20 protein-coding genes are annotated in these 18,449 nt (G+C 59.4%); 9 read left to right on the forward strand and 11 right to left on the reverse strand.

Translation table 11 applies throughout. The annotated features are described in order from the left end of the window. Nucleotides 1-57: 57 nt before the first annotated feature. Nucleotides 58-339, reverse strand: coding sequence for a cold shock domain-containing protein (locus PspCFBP13508_RS13530; protein WP_130912652.1), 282 nt, complete (start codon nucleotides 337-339; stop codon nucleotides 58-60). 224 nt (nucleotides 340-563) lie between these two features. Here PspCFBP13508_RS13530 and clpS point away from each other — a divergent pair, with 224 nt between their 5' ends. Together clpS and clpA are read left to right on the forward strand one after the other, a co-directional pair. Then, the gene (gene clpS / locus PspCFBP13508_RS13535) at nucleotides 564-947 is read left to right on the forward strand and encodes an ATP-dependent Clp protease adapter ClpS (RefSeq protein WP_011334948.1); all 384 of its coding nucleotides are present in this window, start codon (nucleotides 564-566) and stop codon (nucleotides 945-947) included. 30 nt (nucleotides 948-977) lie between these two features. Further along, nucleotides 978-3,248, forward strand: a complete 2,271-nt coding sequence (clpA, locus tag PspCFBP13508_RS13540; RefSeq protein WP_016775266.1) for an ATP-dependent Clp protease ATP-binding subunit ClpA — start codon at nucleotides 978-980, stop codon at nucleotides 3,246-3,248. A 628-nt stretch (nucleotides 3,249-3,876) separates the two neighbouring features. Here clpA and infA read toward each other — a convergent pair. From infA to aat, 3 genes are all read right to left on the reverse strand, one after another. Continuing rightward, nucleotides 3,877-4,095: a translation initiation factor IF-1 gene (infA, locus tag PspCFBP13508_RS13545; RefSeq protein ID WP_002553999.1), complete on the reverse strand. Its 219-nt coding sequence runs from the start codon at nucleotides 4,093-4,095 to the stop codon at nucleotides 3,877-3,879. A 112-nt stretch (nucleotides 4,096-4,207) separates the two neighbouring features. Then, nucleotides 4,208-4,915 carry an arginyltransferase gene (locus PspCFBP13508_RS13550; RefSeq protein ID WP_137214789.1) on the reverse strand — a complete coding sequence of 236 codons (708 nt, stop codon included), beginning with the start codon at nucleotides 4,913-4,915 and terminating at the stop codon, nucleotides 4,208-4,210. A gap of 58 nt (nucleotides 4,916-4,973) precedes the next feature. Continuing rightward, nucleotides 4,974-5,654, reverse strand: coding sequence for a leucyl/phenylalanyl-tRNA--protein transferase (gene aat, locus PspCFBP13508_RS13555; RefSeq protein ID WP_137214790.1), 681 nt, complete (start codon nucleotides 5,652-5,654; stop codon nucleotides 4,974-4,976). A 522-nt stretch (nucleotides 5,655-6,176) separates the two neighbouring features. On the opposite strand from aat, the gene ftsK reads away from it, so the two are divergent. The 6 genes from ftsK to cysG all read left to right on the forward strand — a co-directional run bounded on the left by ftsK (nucleotide 6,177) and on the right by cysG (nucleotide 13,856). Further along, entirely contained in the window at nucleotides 6,177-8,585 is a 2,409-nt protein-coding gene (gene ftsK / locus PspCFBP13508_RS13560) for a DNA translocase FtsK (protein ID WP_041477069.1), read from the forward strand. 67 nt (nucleotides 8,586-8,652) lie between these two features. Beyond that, the gene (gene lolA / locus PspCFBP13508_RS13565) at nucleotides 8,653-9,273 is read left to right on the forward strand and encodes an outer membrane lipoprotein chaperone LolA (protein ID WP_056788905.1); all 621 of its coding nucleotides are present in this window, start codon (nucleotides 8,653-8,655) and stop codon (nucleotides 9,271-9,273) included. A 195-nt stretch (nucleotides 9,274-9,468) separates the two neighbouring features. Then, nucleotides 9,469-10,791: a replication-associated recombination protein A gene (locus PspCFBP13508_RS13570; protein ID WP_137214791.1), complete on the forward strand. Its 1,323-nt coding sequence runs from the start codon at nucleotides 9,469-9,471 to the stop codon at nucleotides 10,789-10,791. Beyond that, nucleotides 10,791-11,165: a fluoride efflux transporter CrcB gene (gene crcB, locus PspCFBP13508_RS13575; protein ID WP_016775261.1), complete on the forward strand. Its 375-nt coding sequence runs from the start codon at nucleotides 10,791-10,793 to the stop codon at nucleotides 11,163-11,165. The genes PspCFBP13508_RS13570 and crcB overlap by 1 nt, the downstream gene beginning before the upstream one ends. A gap of 15 nt (nucleotides 11,166-11,180) precedes the next feature. After that, nucleotides 11,181-12,461, forward strand: coding sequence for a serine--tRNA ligase (gene serS / locus PspCFBP13508_RS13580; protein WP_125927824.1), 1,281 nt, complete (start codon nucleotides 11,181-11,183; stop codon nucleotides 12,459-12,461). Next, nucleotides 12,462-13,856 carry a siroheme synthase CysG gene (cysG, locus tag PspCFBP13508_RS13585; protein WP_137214792.1) on the forward strand — a complete coding sequence of 465 codons (1,395 nt, stop codon included), beginning with the start codon at nucleotides 12,462-12,464 and terminating at the stop codon, nucleotides 13,854-13,856. 118 nt (nucleotides 13,857-13,974) lie between these two features. Here cysG and PspCFBP13508_RS13595 read toward each other — a convergent pair whose 3' ends face one another. The 7 genes from PspCFBP13508_RS13595 to PspCFBP13508_RS13630 all read right to left on the reverse strand — a co-directional run bounded on the left by PspCFBP13508_RS13595 (nucleotide 13,975) and on the right by PspCFBP13508_RS13630 (nucleotide 17,943). Then, the gene (locus PspCFBP13508_RS13595; RefSeq protein WP_137214793.1) at nucleotides 13,975-14,976 is read right to left on the reverse strand and encodes a glutathione S-transferase family protein; all 1,002 of its coding nucleotides are present in this window, start codon (nucleotides 14,974-14,976) and stop codon (nucleotides 13,975-13,977) included. Between the two features lie 91 nt (nucleotides 14,977-15,067). Then, nucleotides 15,068-16,069, reverse strand: a complete 1,002-nt coding sequence (locus PspCFBP13508_RS13600) for a glycosyl transferase family protein (RefSeq protein WP_137214794.1) — start codon at nucleotides 16,067-16,069, stop codon at nucleotides 15,068-15,070. Beyond that, a complete protein-coding gene (locus tag PspCFBP13508_RS13605; RefSeq protein WP_137214795.1) occupies nucleotides 16,066-16,401 on the reverse strand; it encodes a TusE/DsrC/DsvC family sulfur relay protein in 336 nt (111 codons plus the stop codon). Before PspCFBP13508_RS13605 ends, PspCFBP13508_RS13600 begins: the two co-directional genes overlap by 4 nt. Then, the gene (gene tusB, locus PspCFBP13508_RS13610) at nucleotides 16,398-16,691 is read right to left on the reverse strand and encodes a sulfurtransferase complex subunit TusB (RefSeq protein ID WP_130912875.1); all 294 of its coding nucleotides are present in this window, start codon (nucleotides 16,689-16,691) and stop codon (nucleotides 16,398-16,400) included. The genes PspCFBP13508_RS13605 and tusB overlap by 4 nt, the downstream gene beginning before the upstream one ends. After that, entirely contained in the window at nucleotides 16,691-17,047 is a 357-nt protein-coding gene (tusC, locus tag PspCFBP13508_RS13615) for a sulfurtransferase complex subunit TusC (RefSeq protein ID WP_137214796.1), read from the reverse strand. The genes tusB and tusC overlap by 1 nt, the downstream gene beginning before the upstream one ends. Nucleotides 17,048-17,049: 2 nt before the next feature. Then, nucleotides 17,050-17,442 (reverse strand): sulfurtransferase complex subunit TusD, encoded by a 393-nt coding sequence (tusD, locus tag PspCFBP13508_RS13620; protein WP_137214797.1) that lies wholly within the window; start codon nucleotides 17,440-17,442, stop codon nucleotides 17,050-17,052. Between the two features lie 171 nt (nucleotides 17,443-17,613). Beyond that, nucleotides 17,614-17,943, reverse strand: a complete 330-nt coding sequence (locus PspCFBP13508_RS13630; protein WP_137214798.1) for a DUF6388 family protein — start codon at nucleotides 17,941-17,943, stop codon at nucleotides 17,614-17,616. Nucleotides 17,944-18,076: 133 nt separating this feature from the next. On the opposite strand from PspCFBP13508_RS13630, the gene PspCFBP13508_RS13635 reads away from it, so the two are divergent. Then, nucleotides 18,077-18,427, forward strand: a complete 351-nt coding sequence (locus PspCFBP13508_RS13635; RefSeq protein WP_137214799.1) for a hypothetical protein — start codon at nucleotides 18,077-18,079, stop codon at nucleotides 18,425-18,427. Nucleotides 18,428-18,449: the final 22 nt, after the last annotated feature.

The raw sequence follows: 18,449 nt of genomic DNA on the forward strand, positions 1-18,449 counted from the left end.
CCGCCTGACTCGATGGGTTGAGTCAGGCGGTTTTTTATGACCGAATGTTTTGAGGCTTCAACTGGTTGCCGTTTGTTGTTCCGTGGCAATCGAGCTTGGCGTGGGAGCTGCTTCGACCGAAGTTATCTTCACGGCATGCAAGCCTTTAGGGCCATGAACGATCTCGAAGGTCACCGCCTGACCCGCTTTCAGGGTCTTGTACCCTTCCATTTCAATGGCCGAGTAGTGGGCAAAGAAATCAATGTCCTTGCCATCCTCATCGCGACCTTCCCGGGCGTCGGTATTGATAAAGCCGAATCCCTTGGCATTGTTGAACCATTTCACCTTGCCGACAGCCATGCTCAAATCCCTCTGCAACAGACTCCATCGCTGGAGTATCATCCACGACATCCGCAATCGAATTCGATAAAAGAATTGACTCCGCGGATCTTTTTTACCCACTGTGGGCTCTATTGGTTGTAACACCGTTTTCCCGATAGTCAAGGTGACCGGGCAGTCGTAGTTGAAAACGTGTGCAACCGCCCCCACCACTGTATTCGCACAACTGACGAACCTTTTTTTCCATGCATGCAATCAGCCAGATTCGACTAACATTCAATCAGGATCGCCCGCTTCTCCAAAAGGATCTTCCACAGGAGCACGACGACGATTCGGCAGGCGTTGCTGTTCAGGAAGCAAAGCCCGCGTTACAGGCGCCGCCGATGTACAAGGTGGTTTTGTTCAACGATGACTACACACCGATGGATTTCGTCGTCGAAGTGCTCGAGGTGTTTTTTAACCTGAATCGCGAGCTGGCGACCAAGGTCATGCTGGCCGTCCATACAGAAGGCCGGGCAGTATGTGGAGTGTTTACCCGCGACATCGCCGAGACAAAGGCCATGCAGGTCAACCAGTACGCCAGGGAAAGCCAGCATCCGCTACTCTGTGAAATCGAGAAGGACGGTTAATCGCCGACCACTTGGGTATGAGGTGAAGCTATGTTAAACCGCGAGCTCGAAGTCACCCTCAATCTTGCCTTCAAGGAGGCTCGTTCGAAGCGTCATGAGTTCATGACCGTCGAACATCTCCTGCTGGCGCTATTGGATAATGAGGCTGCCGCCACCGTTTTGCGTGCCTGCGGCGCAAACCTCGACAAACTCAAACATGATCTGCAGGAGTTCATCGACTCCACCACGCCATTGATCCCCGTGCATGACGAGGATCGCGAAACCCAGCCAACCCTGGGCTTCCAGCGTGTCCTGCAGCGTGCTGTTTTTCACGTACAGAGCTCGGGCAAACGCGAAGTGACCGGCGCCAACGTGCTGGTCGCCATCTTCAGTGAGCAAGAGAGTCAGGCAGTGTTCCTGCTGAAACAGCAGAGCGTTGCGCGCATCGATGTCGTCAACTACATCGCACACGGCATTTCGAAAGTGCCGGGGCATGGCGATCACTCTGAAGGTGAACAAGATATGCAGGACGACGAGGGCGGTGAGTCTTCTTCTTCAGGCAATCCTCTGGATGCTTATGCCAGCAACCTCAACGAACTCGCGCGCCAGGGTCGCATTGATCCGCTGGTCGGCCGTGAGTCGGAGGTCGAGCGTGTCGCGCAGATTCTCGCGCGCCGGCGCAAGAACAATCCGCTGCTGGTGGGTGAAGCGGGCGTGGGTAAAACCGCGATTGCCGAAGGCCTGGCCAAGCGCATCGTCGACAACCAGGTACCAGATCTGCTGGCCAATGCGGTTGTCTACTCGCTCGATCTTGGCGCTCTGCTCGCGGGCACCAAGTATCGCGGTGATTTCGAGAAGCGCTTCAAGGCGCTGCTCAATGAGCTGAAAAAGCGTCCGCAGGCGATCCTGTTCATCGACGAGATCCACACCATCATTGGTGCTGGCGCTGCGTCCGGTGGCGTGATGGATGCGTCCAACCTGCTCAAGCCGCTGCTGTCGTCTGGCGATATTCGCTGCATCGGTTCGACCACATTCCAGGAATTTCGCGGCATCTTCGAAAAAGATCGCGCCTTGGCGCGTCGCTTCCAGAAGGTCGATGTCGTCGAGCCATCGGTGGAAGACACCATCGGTATCCTGCGCGGTCTGAAAGGGCGTTTCGAGCAGCACCACAATATCGAATACAGCGATGAGTCGTTGCGTGCCGCTGCCGAACTGGCGTCGCGCTACATCAATGACCGGCACATGCCGGACAAGGCCATCGACGTGATCGACGAAGCGGGCGCCTACCAGCGTCTGCAACCGGTAGAGATGCGCGTCAAGCGTATCGAAGTGCCGCAGGTCGAGGACATCGTCGCGAAAATCGCGCGGATTCCGCCAAAGCATGTCACCAGTTCCGACAAAGAGCTGCTGCGTAACCTGGAGCGTGACCTGAAGCTGACGGTGTTTGGTCAGGACGCAGCGATCGATTCGCTGTCGACTGCGATCAAGCTGTCGCGTGCCGGGCTCAAGTCGCCGGACAAGCCAGTCGGTTCGTTCCTGTTTGCCGGGCCTACCGGTGTCGGTAAAACCGAGGCCGCGCGACAACTGGCCAAGGCCCTTGGCATTGAACTGGTGCGTTTCGACATGTCCGAGTACATGGAGCGTCACACCGTGTCGCGTCTGATTGGTGCGCCTCCAGGCTATGTCGGTTTCGATCAGGGCGGTCTGTTGACCGAAGCGATCACCAAGCAGCCGCATTGCGTATTGCTGCTCGATGAAATCGAGAAGGCGCACCCGGAAGTCTTCAACCTGCTGTTGCAGGTTATGGACCACGGCACGCTGACCGATAACAACGGGCGCAAAGCGGACTTCCGCAACGTGATCGTGATCATGACCACCAACGCGGGTGCCGAAACGGCCGCGCGGGCTTCGATCGGTTTCACCCATCAGGACCACTCGTCTGATGCCATGGAAGTGATCAAGAAGAGCTTCACGCCGGAATTCCGTAACCGTCTGGACACCATTATCCAGTTTGGTCGCCTCAGTCATGAGGTCATCAAAAGTGTGGTGGACAAGTTCCTTACCGAGCTTCAGGCGCAGCTGGAAGACAAGCGTGTGTTGCTTGAGGTTACCGATGCGGCGCGTAGTTGGCTGGCGGCGGGTGGTTATGACTCGGCGATGGGCGCACGTCCGATGGCGCGTCTGATCCAGGACAAGATCAAGCGTCCGCTGGCGGAGGAGATTCTGTTTGGCGAACTGGCCGAGCATGGCGGTGTGGTGCACATCGACATCAAGGATGGGGAGTTGACGTTCGACTTCGAAACCACTGCAGAGATGGCCTGACGGCTTGATGTGGATTGGAAAGGCGCCTTCGGGCGCCTTTTTGTTGTCCGGTGTTTTTGGGCTTTGTGTGTATATCCGTTGCTGCGGTGATGGCTTATTACGGTTTCGCCCTTACGGCGAGTCACCTTTTTCAAACGCCAAAAAGGTAACCCAAAACGCTTGCTCCTACGTTCGGCCCTCGCAGGCTCGGGTTCCTTCGCTCCGGGACTGATCCGGGCGCAGCGGCTACGGTTTGCTTCGCTGCACCTCCTTCCGCTGTGTCTGGCTGCGCCAGACGGTCGCTGCGCTCCCACGCCCGGATCAATCCCTCCACTCAGCCTTCCGACGTCGCCGGTGGATCAAGATCAAAAGCACTCGAGCTTGCGCTCATTGTTGAGTGGGGCGGCTTCGCCGCGGCCAGCTGCGCTGCCTTGCTTTTGCTTTTGCTTTTCTGTGGGAGCGAGCCTGCTCGCGAAGGCGGCCCGCAGGTCAACCCGTTTCTATCGAATTCGCGCGATCCAACCTATGGGCTGCCGAAGGCTGCGATCTTTTGATTTGCATGCTGTAAGCGCGAAACCGCCAGCCCCAAAACCTCAAAACGCAGATACAAAAACGCCCGGCATAACCCGGGCGTTCTGTATTGACTTGATTAACGAGCGCGGTAAGTGATCCGCCCTTTGCTCAAATCATAGGGCGTCAGCTCGACGCGCACTTTGTCACCGGTAAGAATACGAATGTAGTTCTTGCGCATCTTGCCGGAAATATGCGCGGTTACGACGTGCCCATTTTCCAACTCCACACGAAACATGGTGTTGGGCAGGGTGTCGACGACAGTGCCTTCCATTTCGAAGCTGTCTTCTTTCGACATGCAGTAAAGCCCTCGGTATCCAATGAATGGCCCGGTGCAACTGCGCCAGGCAAAAGCGGCGTGCATTGTGCCCGAAAAATGGGGTTTACGCCAAGGGGTTTAGGCCGCAGGTTTAGTTCAGGACGACCCAGCGCTGATTGATCAGCAATTCAATGGGCCGATATTGCGTCTTGTAGTTCATCTTTTTGCAGTTCTTGATCCAGTAACCCAGGTACACCGCTTCAAGGCCCAGGCGCTGGCTTTCGGCGATTTGCCAGAGGATCGCGTAACGGCCGAGGCTGCGGCGTTCTTCGTCGGGTTCGTAGAAGGTGTACACCGCCGACAGACCATTAGGCAGCAGATCGGTGACCGCCACCGCGAGCAACCGTCCGTCGAGCCGAAACTCGTAGAATCGCGAGAAGGGCAGGTCGCGCACCAGGAACGTCGAGAACTGATCACGGCTTGGCGGGTACATGTCGCCGTCGGCATGGCGCTGTTCGATGTAGCGCTGATACAGGTCGAAATATTCTTCGCTGAAGTGCGGCTTGACCGGCTGCACTTGCAGGTCGGCGTTGCGTTTGTAGATACGCTTCTGCTGGCGATTGGCGATGAACTGGGCGGAAGGAATGCGCGCAGGCACGCACGCATTGCAATTCTGGCAATGCGGCCGGTACAGATGATCGCCACTGCGACGAAAGCCCATTTCCGACAGGTCTGCGTAGACATGCACATCCATGGGCTGACTCGGGTCGAGAAACAGCGTCGTGGCCTGCTCCTCGGGCAGATAACTGCAAGAGTGGGGCTGAGTGGCATAAAACTTCAAACGCGCCAACTCGGTCATGAATCAACCCTCGGGATAAGCTGGTGGATTAAGTGTAAGCCACCTGCGCAAAAGTCGCTCAGCAAACCCAGATCGCCGAATTCGGTTGGTCGAGATGGCGCTGCAGATAGTCGGCGAATTCGCCCCGCGGAATGGATCGCGCACCGAGGCTGTGCAGGTGATCGGTCGGCATCTGGCAGTCGATCAGCACAAACCCGGCGGCTTTCAAATGCTGGACCAGCGTGGCAAAGCCATATTTGGACGCGTTGTCGGCACGGCTGAACATCGACTCGCCAAAAAACAGTTGGCCCATCGCCAGGCCGTACAGGCCGCCGACCAGCTGTCCCTCGTCCCAGACCTCAACCGAATGAGCGAAACCGCGCCGATGCAATTCTACGTAAGCATCCTGCATGGCCTCGGTGATCCAGGTGCCGTCGGCGTAGTCACGCGGGGCAGCGCAGGCGCGGATGACGGCGTCGAAATCCTGATCGAAGGTCACTTGATAGCGTTGCTTGCGCAGCAGCTTGCCGAGGCTGCGCGAGACGTGCAGTTCGTCGGGAAACAGCACGGTGCGAGGGTCTGGCGACCACCAGAGAATGGGTTGGCCTTCGGAGAACCAGGGAAAGCAGCCATGGCGATAGGCCTGGATCAGTCGGTCGGCGGACAGATCGCCGCCGGCGGCGAGCAATCCGTTCGGCTCGCGCATGGCTTTTTCCAGTGGCGGAAAGGTCAGGGAATTACGTTGTAACCAAGTCAGCATGGCATCCAGGCTTGCAGAAGGGGAGGGCGGTCAGGGGGCGTGCAGGCCCCGCGAAAGAGTTTGCCGCGAAACGGCGCCGCTGTCCTGCACAGTTGTCTGGTGCAGCGAGCATTGAGCTGCAACTTGATGTGTCGCCCGTGGTCGTAAGCGTCGCCGTGTCGATGCTGTTGAGCATTCCTGTGAGCCCGATCCGGCCAGGTTCGCTAGGTTCATCAAATACAGCTCATAAGCCTTTGTCACAAAAGGCAATGCATGCTCCAATTGCAAGGCACTGCGTGTGCGATTGGCTATGCTCAAAGCTGGGGTCTGAAACATGGCATCGGGCGCACAAACCCGTACAATGCCGGGTTGTGACGGGCTTTTCGCTGCGCGCAGTGTTTATAGCTGTGTTTATAAAACCAGTGGCACAGTGTTAAAAGTAGTCCGAGTTGAGCTTTTCACCTTTTTTACCTGCCTGGATTGGGCAGTTTTTTATCGTCATTCAATAGATGGACGCGCCTCGGGCGCAGGAAAAGAAGCGTTTTGAAGAAGACCACCGAAGCACCCAAAACAGTCGTTCCGCTCTGGCGCCAGCAACTGCACTACCGGCTCAAGGAAGGTGCATTGATCGCCATCGGCGCCTTGTGCCTGTTCCTGATGATGGCTTTGCTGACTTACGGCAAGGACGACCCGGGCTGGAGCCATAACAGCAAGATCGACGATGTGCAGAACTTCGGCGGCCCGGCCGGCTCGTACAGCGCCGATATCCTGTTCATGGTGCTCGGCTACTTCGCCTATATTTTTCCGTTGCTGCTGGCGGTCAAGGCGTACCAGATCTTTCGTCAACGCCACGAACCATGGCAGTGGAGCGGCTGGCTGTTTTCCTGGCGCCTGATCGGTCTGGTGTTCCTCGTGCTCTCCGGTGCTGCGCTGGCGCACATTCATTTCCATGCCGCGACCGGTCTGCCGGCCGGCGCTGGCGGTGCCCTGGGCGAAAGCCTTGGCGATCTGGCGAAGAATGCGCTGAACATTCAAGGCAGCACGCTGCTGTTCATCGCGCTGTTCCTGTTCGGCCTGACCGTATTCACCGACCTGTCGTGGTTCAAGGTGATGGACGTCACCGGCAAGATCACCCTCGATCTGTTCGAACTGTTCCAAGGCGCGCTCAACCGCTGGTGGTCGGCGCGCACCGAGCGCAAGCAACTGGTCGCGCAACTGCGTGAGGTTGATGACCGCGTCCACGATGTGGTCGCACCGACTGTCACCGACAAGCGTGAACAGGCCAAGGTCAAGGAACGCCTGATCGAGCGCGAGCAAGCGTTGAGCAAGCACATGTCCGACCGCGAGAAGCAGGTGCCGCCGGTGATCGCGCCGGCACCAGCCAAGGCGCCGGAGCCGAGCAAGCGCGTGCAGAAAGAGAAGCAGGCGCCGTTGTTCGTCGACAGCGCGGTCGAAGGCACCTTGCCGCCGATCTCCATTCTTGATCCAGCGGAAAAGAAACAGCTCAACTATTCTCCTGAGTCCTTGGCAGCGGTCGGCCACTTGCTGGAAATCAAGCTCAAGGAGTTCGGCGTCGAAGTCACCGTTGACTCGATCCACCCGGGCCCGGTGATTACCCGTTACGAAATCCAGCCTGCCGCCGGGGTAAAAGTCAGCCGTATCGCCAACCTGGCGAAAGACCTGGCACGTTCGCTGGCGGTGACCAGTGTGCGGGTCGTCGAGGTTATTCCGGGCAAGACCACCGTCGGCATCGAGATTCCCAACGAAGACCGCCAGATCGTGCGTTTCTCCGAGGTGCTGTCGACCCCCGAGTACGACAACTTCAAATCGCCGGTCACCCTGGCGCTCGGTCACGACATCGGCGGCAAGCCGGTCATCACCGACCTGGCGAAGATGCCGCACTTGCTGGTGGCCGGTACCACCGGTTCCGGTAAGTCCGTGGGCGTGAACGCGATGATCCTGTCGATCCTGTTCAAGTCCGGTCCCGACGATGCCAAGCTGATCATGATCGACCCGAAAATGCTTGAGCTGTCGATCTACGAAGGCATTCCGCACCTGCTCTGCCCGGTGGTGACCGACATGAAGGACGCCGCCAACGCCTTGCGCTGGAGCGTTGCCGAGATGGAACGTCGCTACAAGCTGATGGCGAAAATGGGCGTGCGTAACCTCTCCGGCTTCAACGCCAAGGTCAAGGAAGCCCAGGATGCCGGCGAGCCGTTGAGCGATCCGCTGTACAAGCGCGAAAGCATTCACGACGAAGCGCCGCTGCTGCAGAAACTGCCGACCATCGTCGTAGTGGTGGACGAATTCGCCGACATGATGATGATCGTCGGCAAGAAGGTTGAAGAACTGATTGCCCGTATTGCGCAAAAAGCGCGTGCGGCGGGTATTCACTTGATCCTCGCAACCCAGCGCCCTTCGGTGGACGTGATCACCGGCCTGATCAAGGCCAACATCCCGACCCGTATGGCGTTCCAGGTATCGAGCAAGATCGACTCGCGGACCATCATCGACCAGGGTGGCGCCGAACAACTGCTCGGTCACGGTGACATGCTCTACATGCCGCCGGGCACCAGTCTGCCGATCCGGGTGCACGGCGCGTTCGTCTCCGACGATGAAGTTCATCGTGTGGTCGAAGCGTGGAAGCTGCGCGGTGCGCCGGAATACAACGACGACATCCTCAACGGTGTCGAAGAGGCGGGTAGCGGCTTCGAAGGCAGCAGCGGTGGTGGCGACGGTGATGATCCGGAAGCCGACGCGCTGTATGACGAAGCGGTGCAGTTCGTCCTCGAAAGCCGTCGTGCGTCGATTTCCGCTGTGCAGCGCAAGCTGAAGATCGGCTACAACCGCGCCGCGCGGATGATCGAAGCGATGGAAATGGCCGGCGTCGTTACCTCAATGAACACCAACGGTTCGCGTGAAGTCCTGGCCCCAGGCCCGGTACGCGACTGAAACGCAAAGACTCGGGTGGCGCAATGACGCGCCACCCGCTCTCCCACGAGTATTCAAGAGGACTCTCATGCGCCTTATCCGCATGCTGTTGCCAGTACTGGCGCTGACCACACTCACGGCCCACGCTGATGAAAAGGACGTGGCGCGTCTGACCCAGTTGCTGGAAACATCGAAAACCCTGTCGGCCAACTTCTCGCAGTTGACCCTCGACGGCAGCGGTACCCAATTGCAGGAAACCACCGGCAACATGACCCTGCAGCGTCCGGGCCTGTTCTACTGGCACACCAACGCGCCGGCCGAGCAGACCATGGTTTCCGATGGCAAGAAAGTCACCCTGTGGGACCCGGACCTGGAACAGGCAACCATCAAGAAGCTCGATGAGCGTCTGACCCAGACGCCTGCGCTGCTGCTGTCGGGTGATGTCTCGAAAATCAGCCAGAGCTTCGACATCAGCGCGAAAGAGGCTGGCGGTGTGATCGACTTCACCCTCAAGCCGAAGACCAAGGACACGCTGTTCGACAACCTGCGCCTGTCGTTCCGTAACGGTCTGCTCAATGACATGCAACTGATCGACAGCGTCGGCCAGCGCACCAATATCCTGTTTACCGGGGTCAAGGCCAACGAAGCGGTGCCAGCGTCCAAATTCAAATTCGACATTCCCAAGGGTGCCGACGTTATCCAGGAATAAACACCGGCCCTTTGTGTCAGGGCCTTTGTGGTGAGGGCCTGCTATTGAGGGGCTATTGTGGCGAGGGGATTTATCCCCGTCCGGCTGCGCAGCAGTCGTCGCTTTTGGGGCCGCTTCGCAGCCCAACGGGGATAAAATCCCTCACCACAGGTTCTTCAGCAGGTTTCAGAAAATCAGAGGTTTCAACGCTACGTGATGGATCTGTTTCGCAGTGCACCGATTGCACAACCCTTGGCCGCGCGTCTGCGTGCGGCCAATCTGGATGAGTACGTCGGTCAGGAACACGTGCTCGCTCGCGGCAAGCCTCTGCGTGAGGCGCTGGAGCAGGGCGCGCTGCATTCGATGATCTTCTGGGGGCCGCCGGGCGTGGGCAAGACCACCCTGGCGCGGCTGCTCGCGGAAGTCTCTGATGCGCACTTCGAAACGGTTTCGGCGGTGCTCGCCGGGGTCAAGGAAATCCGTCAGGCCGTTGAGATCGCCAAGCAGCAGGCCGGCCAGTACGGCAAGCGCACGATCCTGTTTGTCGATGAAGTGCACCGCTTCAACAAGTCGCAGCAGGACGCGTTTCTGCCGTACGTGGAAGACGGCACGCTGATCTTCATCGGCGCCACCACCGAAAACCCTTCGTTCGAACTGAACAACGCCTTGTTGTCGCGGGCACGCGTCTACGTCCTGAAAAGCCTCGACGAAGCGGCGCTGCGCAAACTGGTGCATCGGGCTTTGACCGAAGAGCGCGGGCTGGGCAAGCGCAACCTGACACTGAGCGATGAAGGTTTTCAGATGCTGCTGTCCGCCGCTGATGGTGATGGCCGGCGCCTGCTCAATCTGCTGGAAAACGCCTCTGATCTGGCCGAAGACAACAGCGAAATCGGCACTGATTTGCTGCAAAGCCTGCTCGGCGATACACGCCGACGCTTCGACAAGGGCGGGGAAGCGTTCTACGACCAGATATCGGCGCTGCACAAATCGGTACGCGGCTCCAATCCCGACGGCGCGCTGTACTGGTTTGCGCGGATGATCGACGGCGGTTGCGATCCGCTGTACCTGGCGCGGCGCGTGGTGCGCATGGCCAGCGAAGACATCGGCAACGCCGACCCGCGTGCGCTGAGCCTGTGCCTGGCGGCGTGGGAAGTGCAGGAGCGTCTCGGCAGCCCTGAGGGCGAATTGGCAGTCGCCCAGGCCATTACTTATCTGGCCTGTGCACCGAAAAGCAATGCGGTGTACATGGGCTTCAAAACTGCACTGCGCGCAGCTGCTGAAAACGGCTCGCTGGAAGTGCCGCTGCATCTGCGCAACGCACCGACCAAGCTGATGAAGCAATTGGGTTATGGCGACGAATACCGCTACGCCCACGACGAACCGGACGCCTATGCCGCCGGTGAAGACTATTTTCCGGAAGAACTCGAGCCGATACCTTTTTATCAGCCAGTGCCCCGTGGCCTGGAGTTGAAGATCGGCGAAAAGCTCAATCACCTCGCTCAACTCGATCGTCTGAGCCCTCGGCAGCGGAGAAAATAGTGGTCCCATTGATCCTTGCAGTGTCGGTCGGCGGTGTTGCCGGGACATTGTTGCGCTTCGCCACCGGTAATTGGGTCAGCGCCAATTGGCCGCGGCACTTCTATACCGCGACGCTGGCCGTTAATATCGTGGGCTGCCTGCTGATTGGCGTGTTGTACGGCCTGTTTCTGATACGCCCGGAGGTGCCGATCGAGGTGCGCGCCGGGTTGATGGTCGGCTTCCTCGGGGGGCTGACGACTTTTTCATCCTTTTCACTGGATACGGTGCGCCTGCTGGAAAGCGGGCAAGTGTTGCTGGCCCTGGGCTACGCCGCACTCAGCGTATTCGGCGGGCTGCTCGCAACGTGGGCCGGCCTGTCCCTGACCAAACTTTGATAACGAGAAACCGACATGCTCGATTCCAAACTGTTACGTAGCAACCTTCAGGACGTAGCGGACCGCCTGGCTTCCCGTGGCTTTGCCCTGGACACCGCGCGCATCGAAGCGCTGGAAGAACAGCGCAAGACCGTCCAGACCCGCACCGAAGCACTGCAGGCTGAGCGTAACGCGCGTTCCAAATCCATCGGGCAGGCCAAGCAGCGCGGCGAAGACATCGCGCCGCTGATGGCGGACGTCGAGCGCATGGCGGGCGAGTTGAGCGCGGGCAAGGTCGAGCTGGACGCGATCCAGACCGAACTCGATTCGATCCTGCTCGGTATCCCCAACCTGCCGCACGAGTCGGTTCCGGTCGGCAAGGACGAAGACGACAACGTCGAAGTGCGCCGCTGGGGCACCCCGACCCAATTCGATTTCGAAGTGAAAGATCACGTCGCCCTCGGCGAGAAGTTCGGCTGGCTGGACTTCGAAACCGCCGCCAAGCTGTCCGGCGCGCGTTTCGCCTTGCTGCGCGGCCCGATCGCCCGTCTGCATCGTGCACTGGCGCAGTTCATGATCAACCTGCACGTCAACGAGCACGGCTATGAAGAGGCTTACACGCCTTATCTGGTTCAGGCTCCGGCGCTGCAAGGCACCGGCCAGCTGCCGAAGTTCGAAGAAGACCTGTTCAAGATCGCCCGCGAAGGCGAAGCGGATCTGTACCTGATCCCGACTGCCGAAGTGTCGCTGACCAACATCGTTGCCGGTGAAATCGTCGATTCCAAGTTGCTGCCGATCAAGTTCGTTGCCCACACCCCGTGCTTCCGCAGCGAAGCCGGTGCGTCGGGTCGCGACACGCGTGGCATGATCCGCCAGCACCAGTTCGACAAAGTCGAAATGGTCCAGATCGTCGAGCCATCGCAATCGATGGAAGCGCTGGAAGGCCTGACCGCCAACGCCGAAAAAGTCCTGCAACTGCTCGGTCTGCCTTACCGCACCCTGGCGCTGTGCACCGGCGACATGGGCTTCAGCGCGGTCAAGACCTACGATCTGGAAGTGTGGATTCCGAGCCAGGACAAATACCGCGAAATCTCCTCGTGCTCCAACTGCGGCGACTTCCAGGCGCGGCGCATGCAGGCTCGTTTCCGCAACCCGGAAACCGGCAAGCCCGAGCTGGTGCACACCTTGAACGGTTCCGGCCTGGCGGTCGGTCGTACTCTGGTTGCCGTGCTGGAAAACTACCAGCAGGCCGACGGTTCGATCCGCGTGCCGGACGTGCTCAAACCGTACATGGGTGGCCTTGAGGTCATCGGCTAAATGAAATATCTGCCGCTGTTTCACAACCTTCGCGGCAGTCGTGTGTTGGTTGTCGGTGGGGGGGAAATTGCCTTGCGCAAATCCCGCCTGCTGGCCGATGCCGGTGCGCTGCTGCGGGTGGTCGCACCTGAAATCGAAACGCAACTGGCTGAACTGGTCGCTGCCAGCGGCGGTGAATGCCTGTTGCGCGGTTACGCCGAAACGGATCTGGACGGTTGCGGGCTGATCATTGCCGCTACCGACGACGAAACGCTCAACGCGCAAGTCTCCACCGACGCCCACCGCCGTTGCGTGCCGGTCAACGTGGTCGATGCGCCGGCCTTGTGCAGCGTGATCTTCCCGGCGATCGTCGATCGCTCGCCGCTAATCATTGCCGTCTCCAGCGGCGGTGATGCGCCGGTACTGGCGCGCCTGATCCGCGCGAAAATCGAAACCTGGATTCCTTCCACTTACGGTCAATTGGCAGGGCTGGCTGCGCGTTTCCGTCATCAGGTGAAAAACCTGTTTCCGGATGTGCAGCAGCGTCGCGGCTTCTGGGAAGACGTTTTCCAGGGCCCGATTGCCGATCGTCAACTGGCCGGGCAGGGCGCTGAAGCCGAGCGCCTGCTGCAGGCTAAGGTCGATGGCGAGCCCATGGTCACCACAGGCGAGGTTTATCTGGTCGGTGCCGGTCCGGGTGATCCGGATCTGTTGACCTTCCGCGCGCTGCGTCTGATGCAGCAAGCCGATGTGGTGCTCTATGACCGCCTGGTGGCGCCGGCAATTCTTGAGTTGTGCCGTCGCGATGCCGAGCGGGTGTATGTCGGCAAGCGTCGCTCCGAACACGCCGTGCCGCAGGATCAGATCAACCAGCAACTGGTCGATCTGGCCAAGGCCGGCAAGCGTGTGGTGCGGTTGAAGGGCGGCGATCCGTTTATCTTTGGGCGCGGTGGCGAAGAGATCGAAGAACTCGCGGCCCACGGTATTCCATTCCAGGTGGTCCCGGGCATTACGGCGGCCAGCGGTTGCGCTGCTTATGCGGGGATTCCGCTGACCCATCGAGATCATGCGCAGTCCGTGCGGTTTGTCACTGGCCACTTGAAGGATGGTTCCACCGATCTGCCATGGGCCGATCTGGTCGCCCCGGCGCAGACGCTGGTGTTCTACATGGGCCTGGTGGGTTTGCCGATCATCTGTGAGCAGTTGATCAAGCACGGTCGCGCGGCGGATACCCCGGCGGCATTGATCCAGCAGGGCACCACGGTCAATCAGCGGGTTTTCACCGGCACGCTGGCGGATCTGCCGCAAATGGTGGCAGAGCATGAAGTGCATGCGCCGACCCTGGTGATCGTCGGCGAAGTGGTACAACTGCGCGAGAAGCTGGCGTGGTTTGAAGGGGCTCAGGCGCAGATCTAAACACCGCGTCGTTCCCTTCGCGATCAGGCTCGCTCCCACATTGGATCTGTGTCATGCACAAATCCGGTGTGGGAGCGAGCCTGCTCGCGAACGGGGTCTCGAACCAATACCGAGCTAATCAACCCCGGCGCCAAACCCCTTTCCCGATCAACCGCTCGCGATCATGCGCCACGCTGAAATCCTGCTGCGGCCCCTTCGGCACCACGCCGGTCGGGTTGATGGTCTTGTGGCTGCCATAGTAGTGATGCTTGATGTGCTGGAAATCCACCGTCTCGGCAATCCCCGGCCACTGATACAACTCGCGCAGCCAGTTCGACAGGTTCGGGTAGTCGGCAATCCGCCGCAGGTTGCACTTGAAGTGGCCGTGATACACCGCGTCGAAACGAATCATCGTGGTGAACAGGCGCACATCGGCCTCGGTCAGGTATTCCCCGCTCAGGTAGCGATTGGCGCCCAGCAGTTGCTCCAGATGATCCAGTTCGGCGAAGACTTCATCGAACGCCTGTTCGTAGGCCTGTTGCGAGGTGGCGAATCCGGCACGATAGACGCCGTTGTTCACCGCCGGGTAGATCCGCTCGTTCAGCGCATCGATTTCGTTGCGTAGCGGCGCCGGATAAAAGTCCAGATCGTTACCAGTGATCTCGTCGAAGGCGCTGTTGAACATGCGGATGATTTCCGCTGATTCATTGCTGACGATGCGCTTGAGTTTCTTGTCCCACAGCACTGGCACCGTCACGCGCCCGGTGTAGTCAGGCGTATCAGCCGTATAGCGCTGGTGCATGAAGTCGAAACCATCGAGTTTGTCGCCGGTCGAGCCGAGCGCTTTGTCGAAAGTCCAGCCGTTTTCCAGCATCAGCCAGCTGACCACCGACACGTCGATGAGACTATCCAGGCCTTTGAGTTTGCGCAGAATCAGCGTGCGATGCGCCCAAGGGCAGGCGAGGGAAACATAGAGGTGATAGCGCCCGGCTTCAGCAGTGAAACCGCCTTCACCGCTGGGGCCTGGCTGACCGTCGGCGGTCACCCAGTTGCGGCGTTGCGCTTGTTCGCGCTGGAACGCGCCGTCCTTGCTGCTTTCGTACCACTTGTCCTGCCAGTGGCCGTCGACAAGTAAACCCATGATCAAGACTCCCAAAACCAATATTCGTTGGAGTCGAGTCTATTCCGATGAGTTCGAACAAAAAGCGCAAAGATCGGGCGCTAATGATCGGCTAGATCGATGTGTTGCGCGCCGCCCAATACTGCTCGGCGGTTGCGAAGGCCTGTTCACGATTCTGACCGAGACCGCGCAGGGCGAGGGCCATGGTCGCAATCAAGGCCATTTGCGGATAACTGTCGACCACATCGCCACGCCACACGGCTTTCAAGTGCTCGATGTCCAGCGAGGCGGGTTTGACGTGGCGCTGCGCTGACAGCTGCGGCCATTCTTCATCCCAGCTCTGACCGCTGCTGGTGCCATAAAGGTGGCTGGTGGCGTCGGGGTTGATCTCGATTTCACCGCCATCGCCCTTGACCACAATTGCCGTGTCGCCGAGCAAGCCGCTGGCATCGCGATGCACCGCCTGATAGCCCGGATGGAAAATGCTCTGCAGGCCACAACGTGCGCCGAGCGGATTGAGAATCCGCGCCAGCGAGTGGATCGGCGACCGCAGGCCCAGGGTGTTGCGCAGGTCGATCATCTTTTGCAACTGCGGCGCCCAGTCCACCAGCGGCATAAAGGCCAGGCCGCCGTTGTCCAGTGCCGTGCCGACCTGCTGCCAATCACGGCACAGGGGAATGTTCAGTTCGCCCAGCAGTTGTTCGCTATACAGGCGCCCGGCCGTATGCGCGCCGCCGCCGTGCATGAAGATGCGCACGCCATTCTGCGCCAGGCACTTGGCCGCGAGCAGATACCATGGCAGGTGGCGTTTTTTGCCGGCGTAGGTCGGCCAGTCCAGGTCGACATTCAATGCAGGCGCTTGCAAGCGTGCGCGCAGGGCTTCGGTGAAACCGGCCATTTCCTCGGCGCTCTCTTCCTTGTGCCGCAGCAACATCAGGAAAGCACCCAGTTGCGTATCTTCGACCTGGTCATCAAGGACCATGCCCATGGCCTCGCGGGCTTCTTCGCGCGTCAGGTCGCGGGCGCCGCGCTTGCCCTTGCCGAGAATGCGCACGAATTGCGCGAACGGATGCTCGGCAGGCGTTTCGATGGTCAAAGCTGGAAAGTCGTTCATAGGCAATTCGTCGGTTTGGGCAGGCCCGCCAGTTTCGCGGCGAGTTTGGCAGGGGTGCCTTTGAACAGTCGGTTCAGGTGCAGGCTGTTGCCTTTGTCCGCGCCGAGTTTCAACGCGGTGTACTTGATCAGCGGCCGCGTGGCCGGCGATAGCTGGAATTCGGCGTAGAAGCTACGCAGAAGCTCGAGGACTTCCCAGTGTTCAGGCGTCAACTCGACGTCTTCGGCGGCGGCGAGGGCGCTGGCGACTTCAGCCGACCAGTCGTTGAGGTCAACGAGAAAGCCGTCCTTGTCCAGTTCGATGGCGCGGGCGCCGACGGTCATTGAATTCATAGCCAGCTGTTGACCTTGGCGTGATGGATCGACAGTTCGACGAAGGCCGGATAGTCGATGGCCTCGGCCCAGTCTGGAATCTCGATCGCACGCGCCTGTGCGTCCTCAACCAATACAAAAAGTTTGATTGGTCGCTCTTGCAGAGCAGAGAACGGCGCAGTGTCCGGTTGCAGCGCATACACCGCATCGCCGGACAACAACACGGCATCGGCGCTGCCGAGCAGGCGCAGGCAACTGCTCAGGCGATCGTCGCCGAACGGGGAATGAGACAACACATGCAAAGTCGACATCAGAGGGTAATCACCTGATCGTAGCGGTCAATAAGGGCGGTGATTTGATCAGCGGCCAGTGGCTGCGCTTCGTCCAGCGACAGGTTGCCAAGACCGCGAGCATTGGCGCTTTCGACGCAATAGAACAGCTCTTCGATACCAAACATCGGTAGCGCCTGCAGATTGGCGCTGAGGTCTTTCTGCTGCACGGCCTTGGCGTTCTGCCCGGCGGCCAGTTGCAGCACGCCGTCATCGAGAAACAGCAAACCGATCGGCAGATCGAAGGCGCCGCCGGCGAGCACGATATCCAGCGCTTCCCGTGCGCCGGGGCCGGACCAAGGCGATTGGCGGCTGATGATCAATAGCGATTTGGCCATGTTCAAGCGCCTCCGAAACAGATGAGCCGATCAGCGTCCTGCACGGCGTCGTGCAATTGACCCAGACCGGACAATTCCCACGGCGCGCTGAGCGAAATCGCTTCACGCTGGTAACGCTTGGCTTCTTCTTCGTTCAACACACCACGGCGCAGAGCGGCGGCGATGCAGACCACGCCATCAAGTTGCTTTTCGTTGATAAAGGCGCGCCATTGCTTGGGCAAATCCAGTTCATCCTGCGGCGTCACCACCGCATCGGAGGCGTTGAACACGCCGTCCTGATAGAGGAACAGCCGAACAATCTCATGGCCGCCAGCCAGCGCGGCCTGGGCAAACAGCAAGGCACGGCGCGAGGAGGGCGCATGGGCGGCGGAAAACAGCGCAATGGCGAACTTCATGATGGACTCGATCAACGAAACTGCGGCCATGATAAAGCTTTATTGCTACAGCCGCGAAACCCGAGTTTTACGCAGATACCTTTGTAGGAGCTGCCGAAGGCTGCGATCTTTTGATTTTGCTCTTCAAGATCAGGATCAAAAGATCGCAGCCTTCGGCAGCTCCTACATCGATTACGGCGTAATGCCGTAAAGATCGCAATATTCGATCCAGTCCATCCCCGCCATTTCTGCCACTTCCCGGTGCACTTCCAGGCGTTGCGCCTGATAGTCCTCCGGCGAATCAGCGGTCAGCTGCAATGTCAGCTCCCAGGCAAACAACCCTTGGCTTTCCGCCTCAGCCTCGAATGCTTCGTGCAAGCGTTCTTCGCGGTACTGCGCCTGGGTTTCGCCCTTGGCCTGAGCCAGCAGCGGGTTGAGATGGTCGAGGGTTTCACGTAGTTCGGGTCGCGCATCGAGAAACAGTTTCAAAGCCTGTTCATGTCGCTGGTCGCTAGGCGCCATGTAATTTCCTTGTGTGACTGATGACCATAGGGTGCCGCACCTGCTTGCGCATGTCGCGCATGAAAACAGTAAAGCAGAACGATTTGCCGCGTCGCAGTGCTACAGTCCGCTTTTTTCTCGATGAGCAAATGCAATGCGAATGCTGATGGTAGTGCTGGCGGCGGCCCTGTTGGCCGGGTGCGCCGGTTCGGTGATGAACGATGCTCGCAGCAAGAGCCCGGACAAGGTCCTGACCTCGGACAAGCCGGAGAAAGACGTCGCCCGGTGCGTGCAATTTGCCTGGCAGGACGAAGCGGTGTTTGGCGTCGACGCGGCGGCCTATCTGGAGCCGCGCGAGTCCGGTGGCACTACGGTTTACACGCGTTCGGCAGAGTCGTTTGTCGATGTGATTACCGAAACGTCAGGTACTACCTTGAACTATTACGCGCAGAAGAGTGATTTTGTCGCGATGCGGCGGATGGCGGCGATGGCGACCTGCCTTTGATTATGCTGCGAAGCAGTTGACG

Origin of the sequence: Pseudomonas sp. CFBP13508, assembly GCF_005233515.1 — a bacterium.
GTDB classification, from domain to species: Bacteria; Pseudomonadota; Gammaproteobacteria; order Pseudomonadales; family Pseudomonadaceae; genus Aquipseudomonas; species Aquipseudomonas mercuritolerans.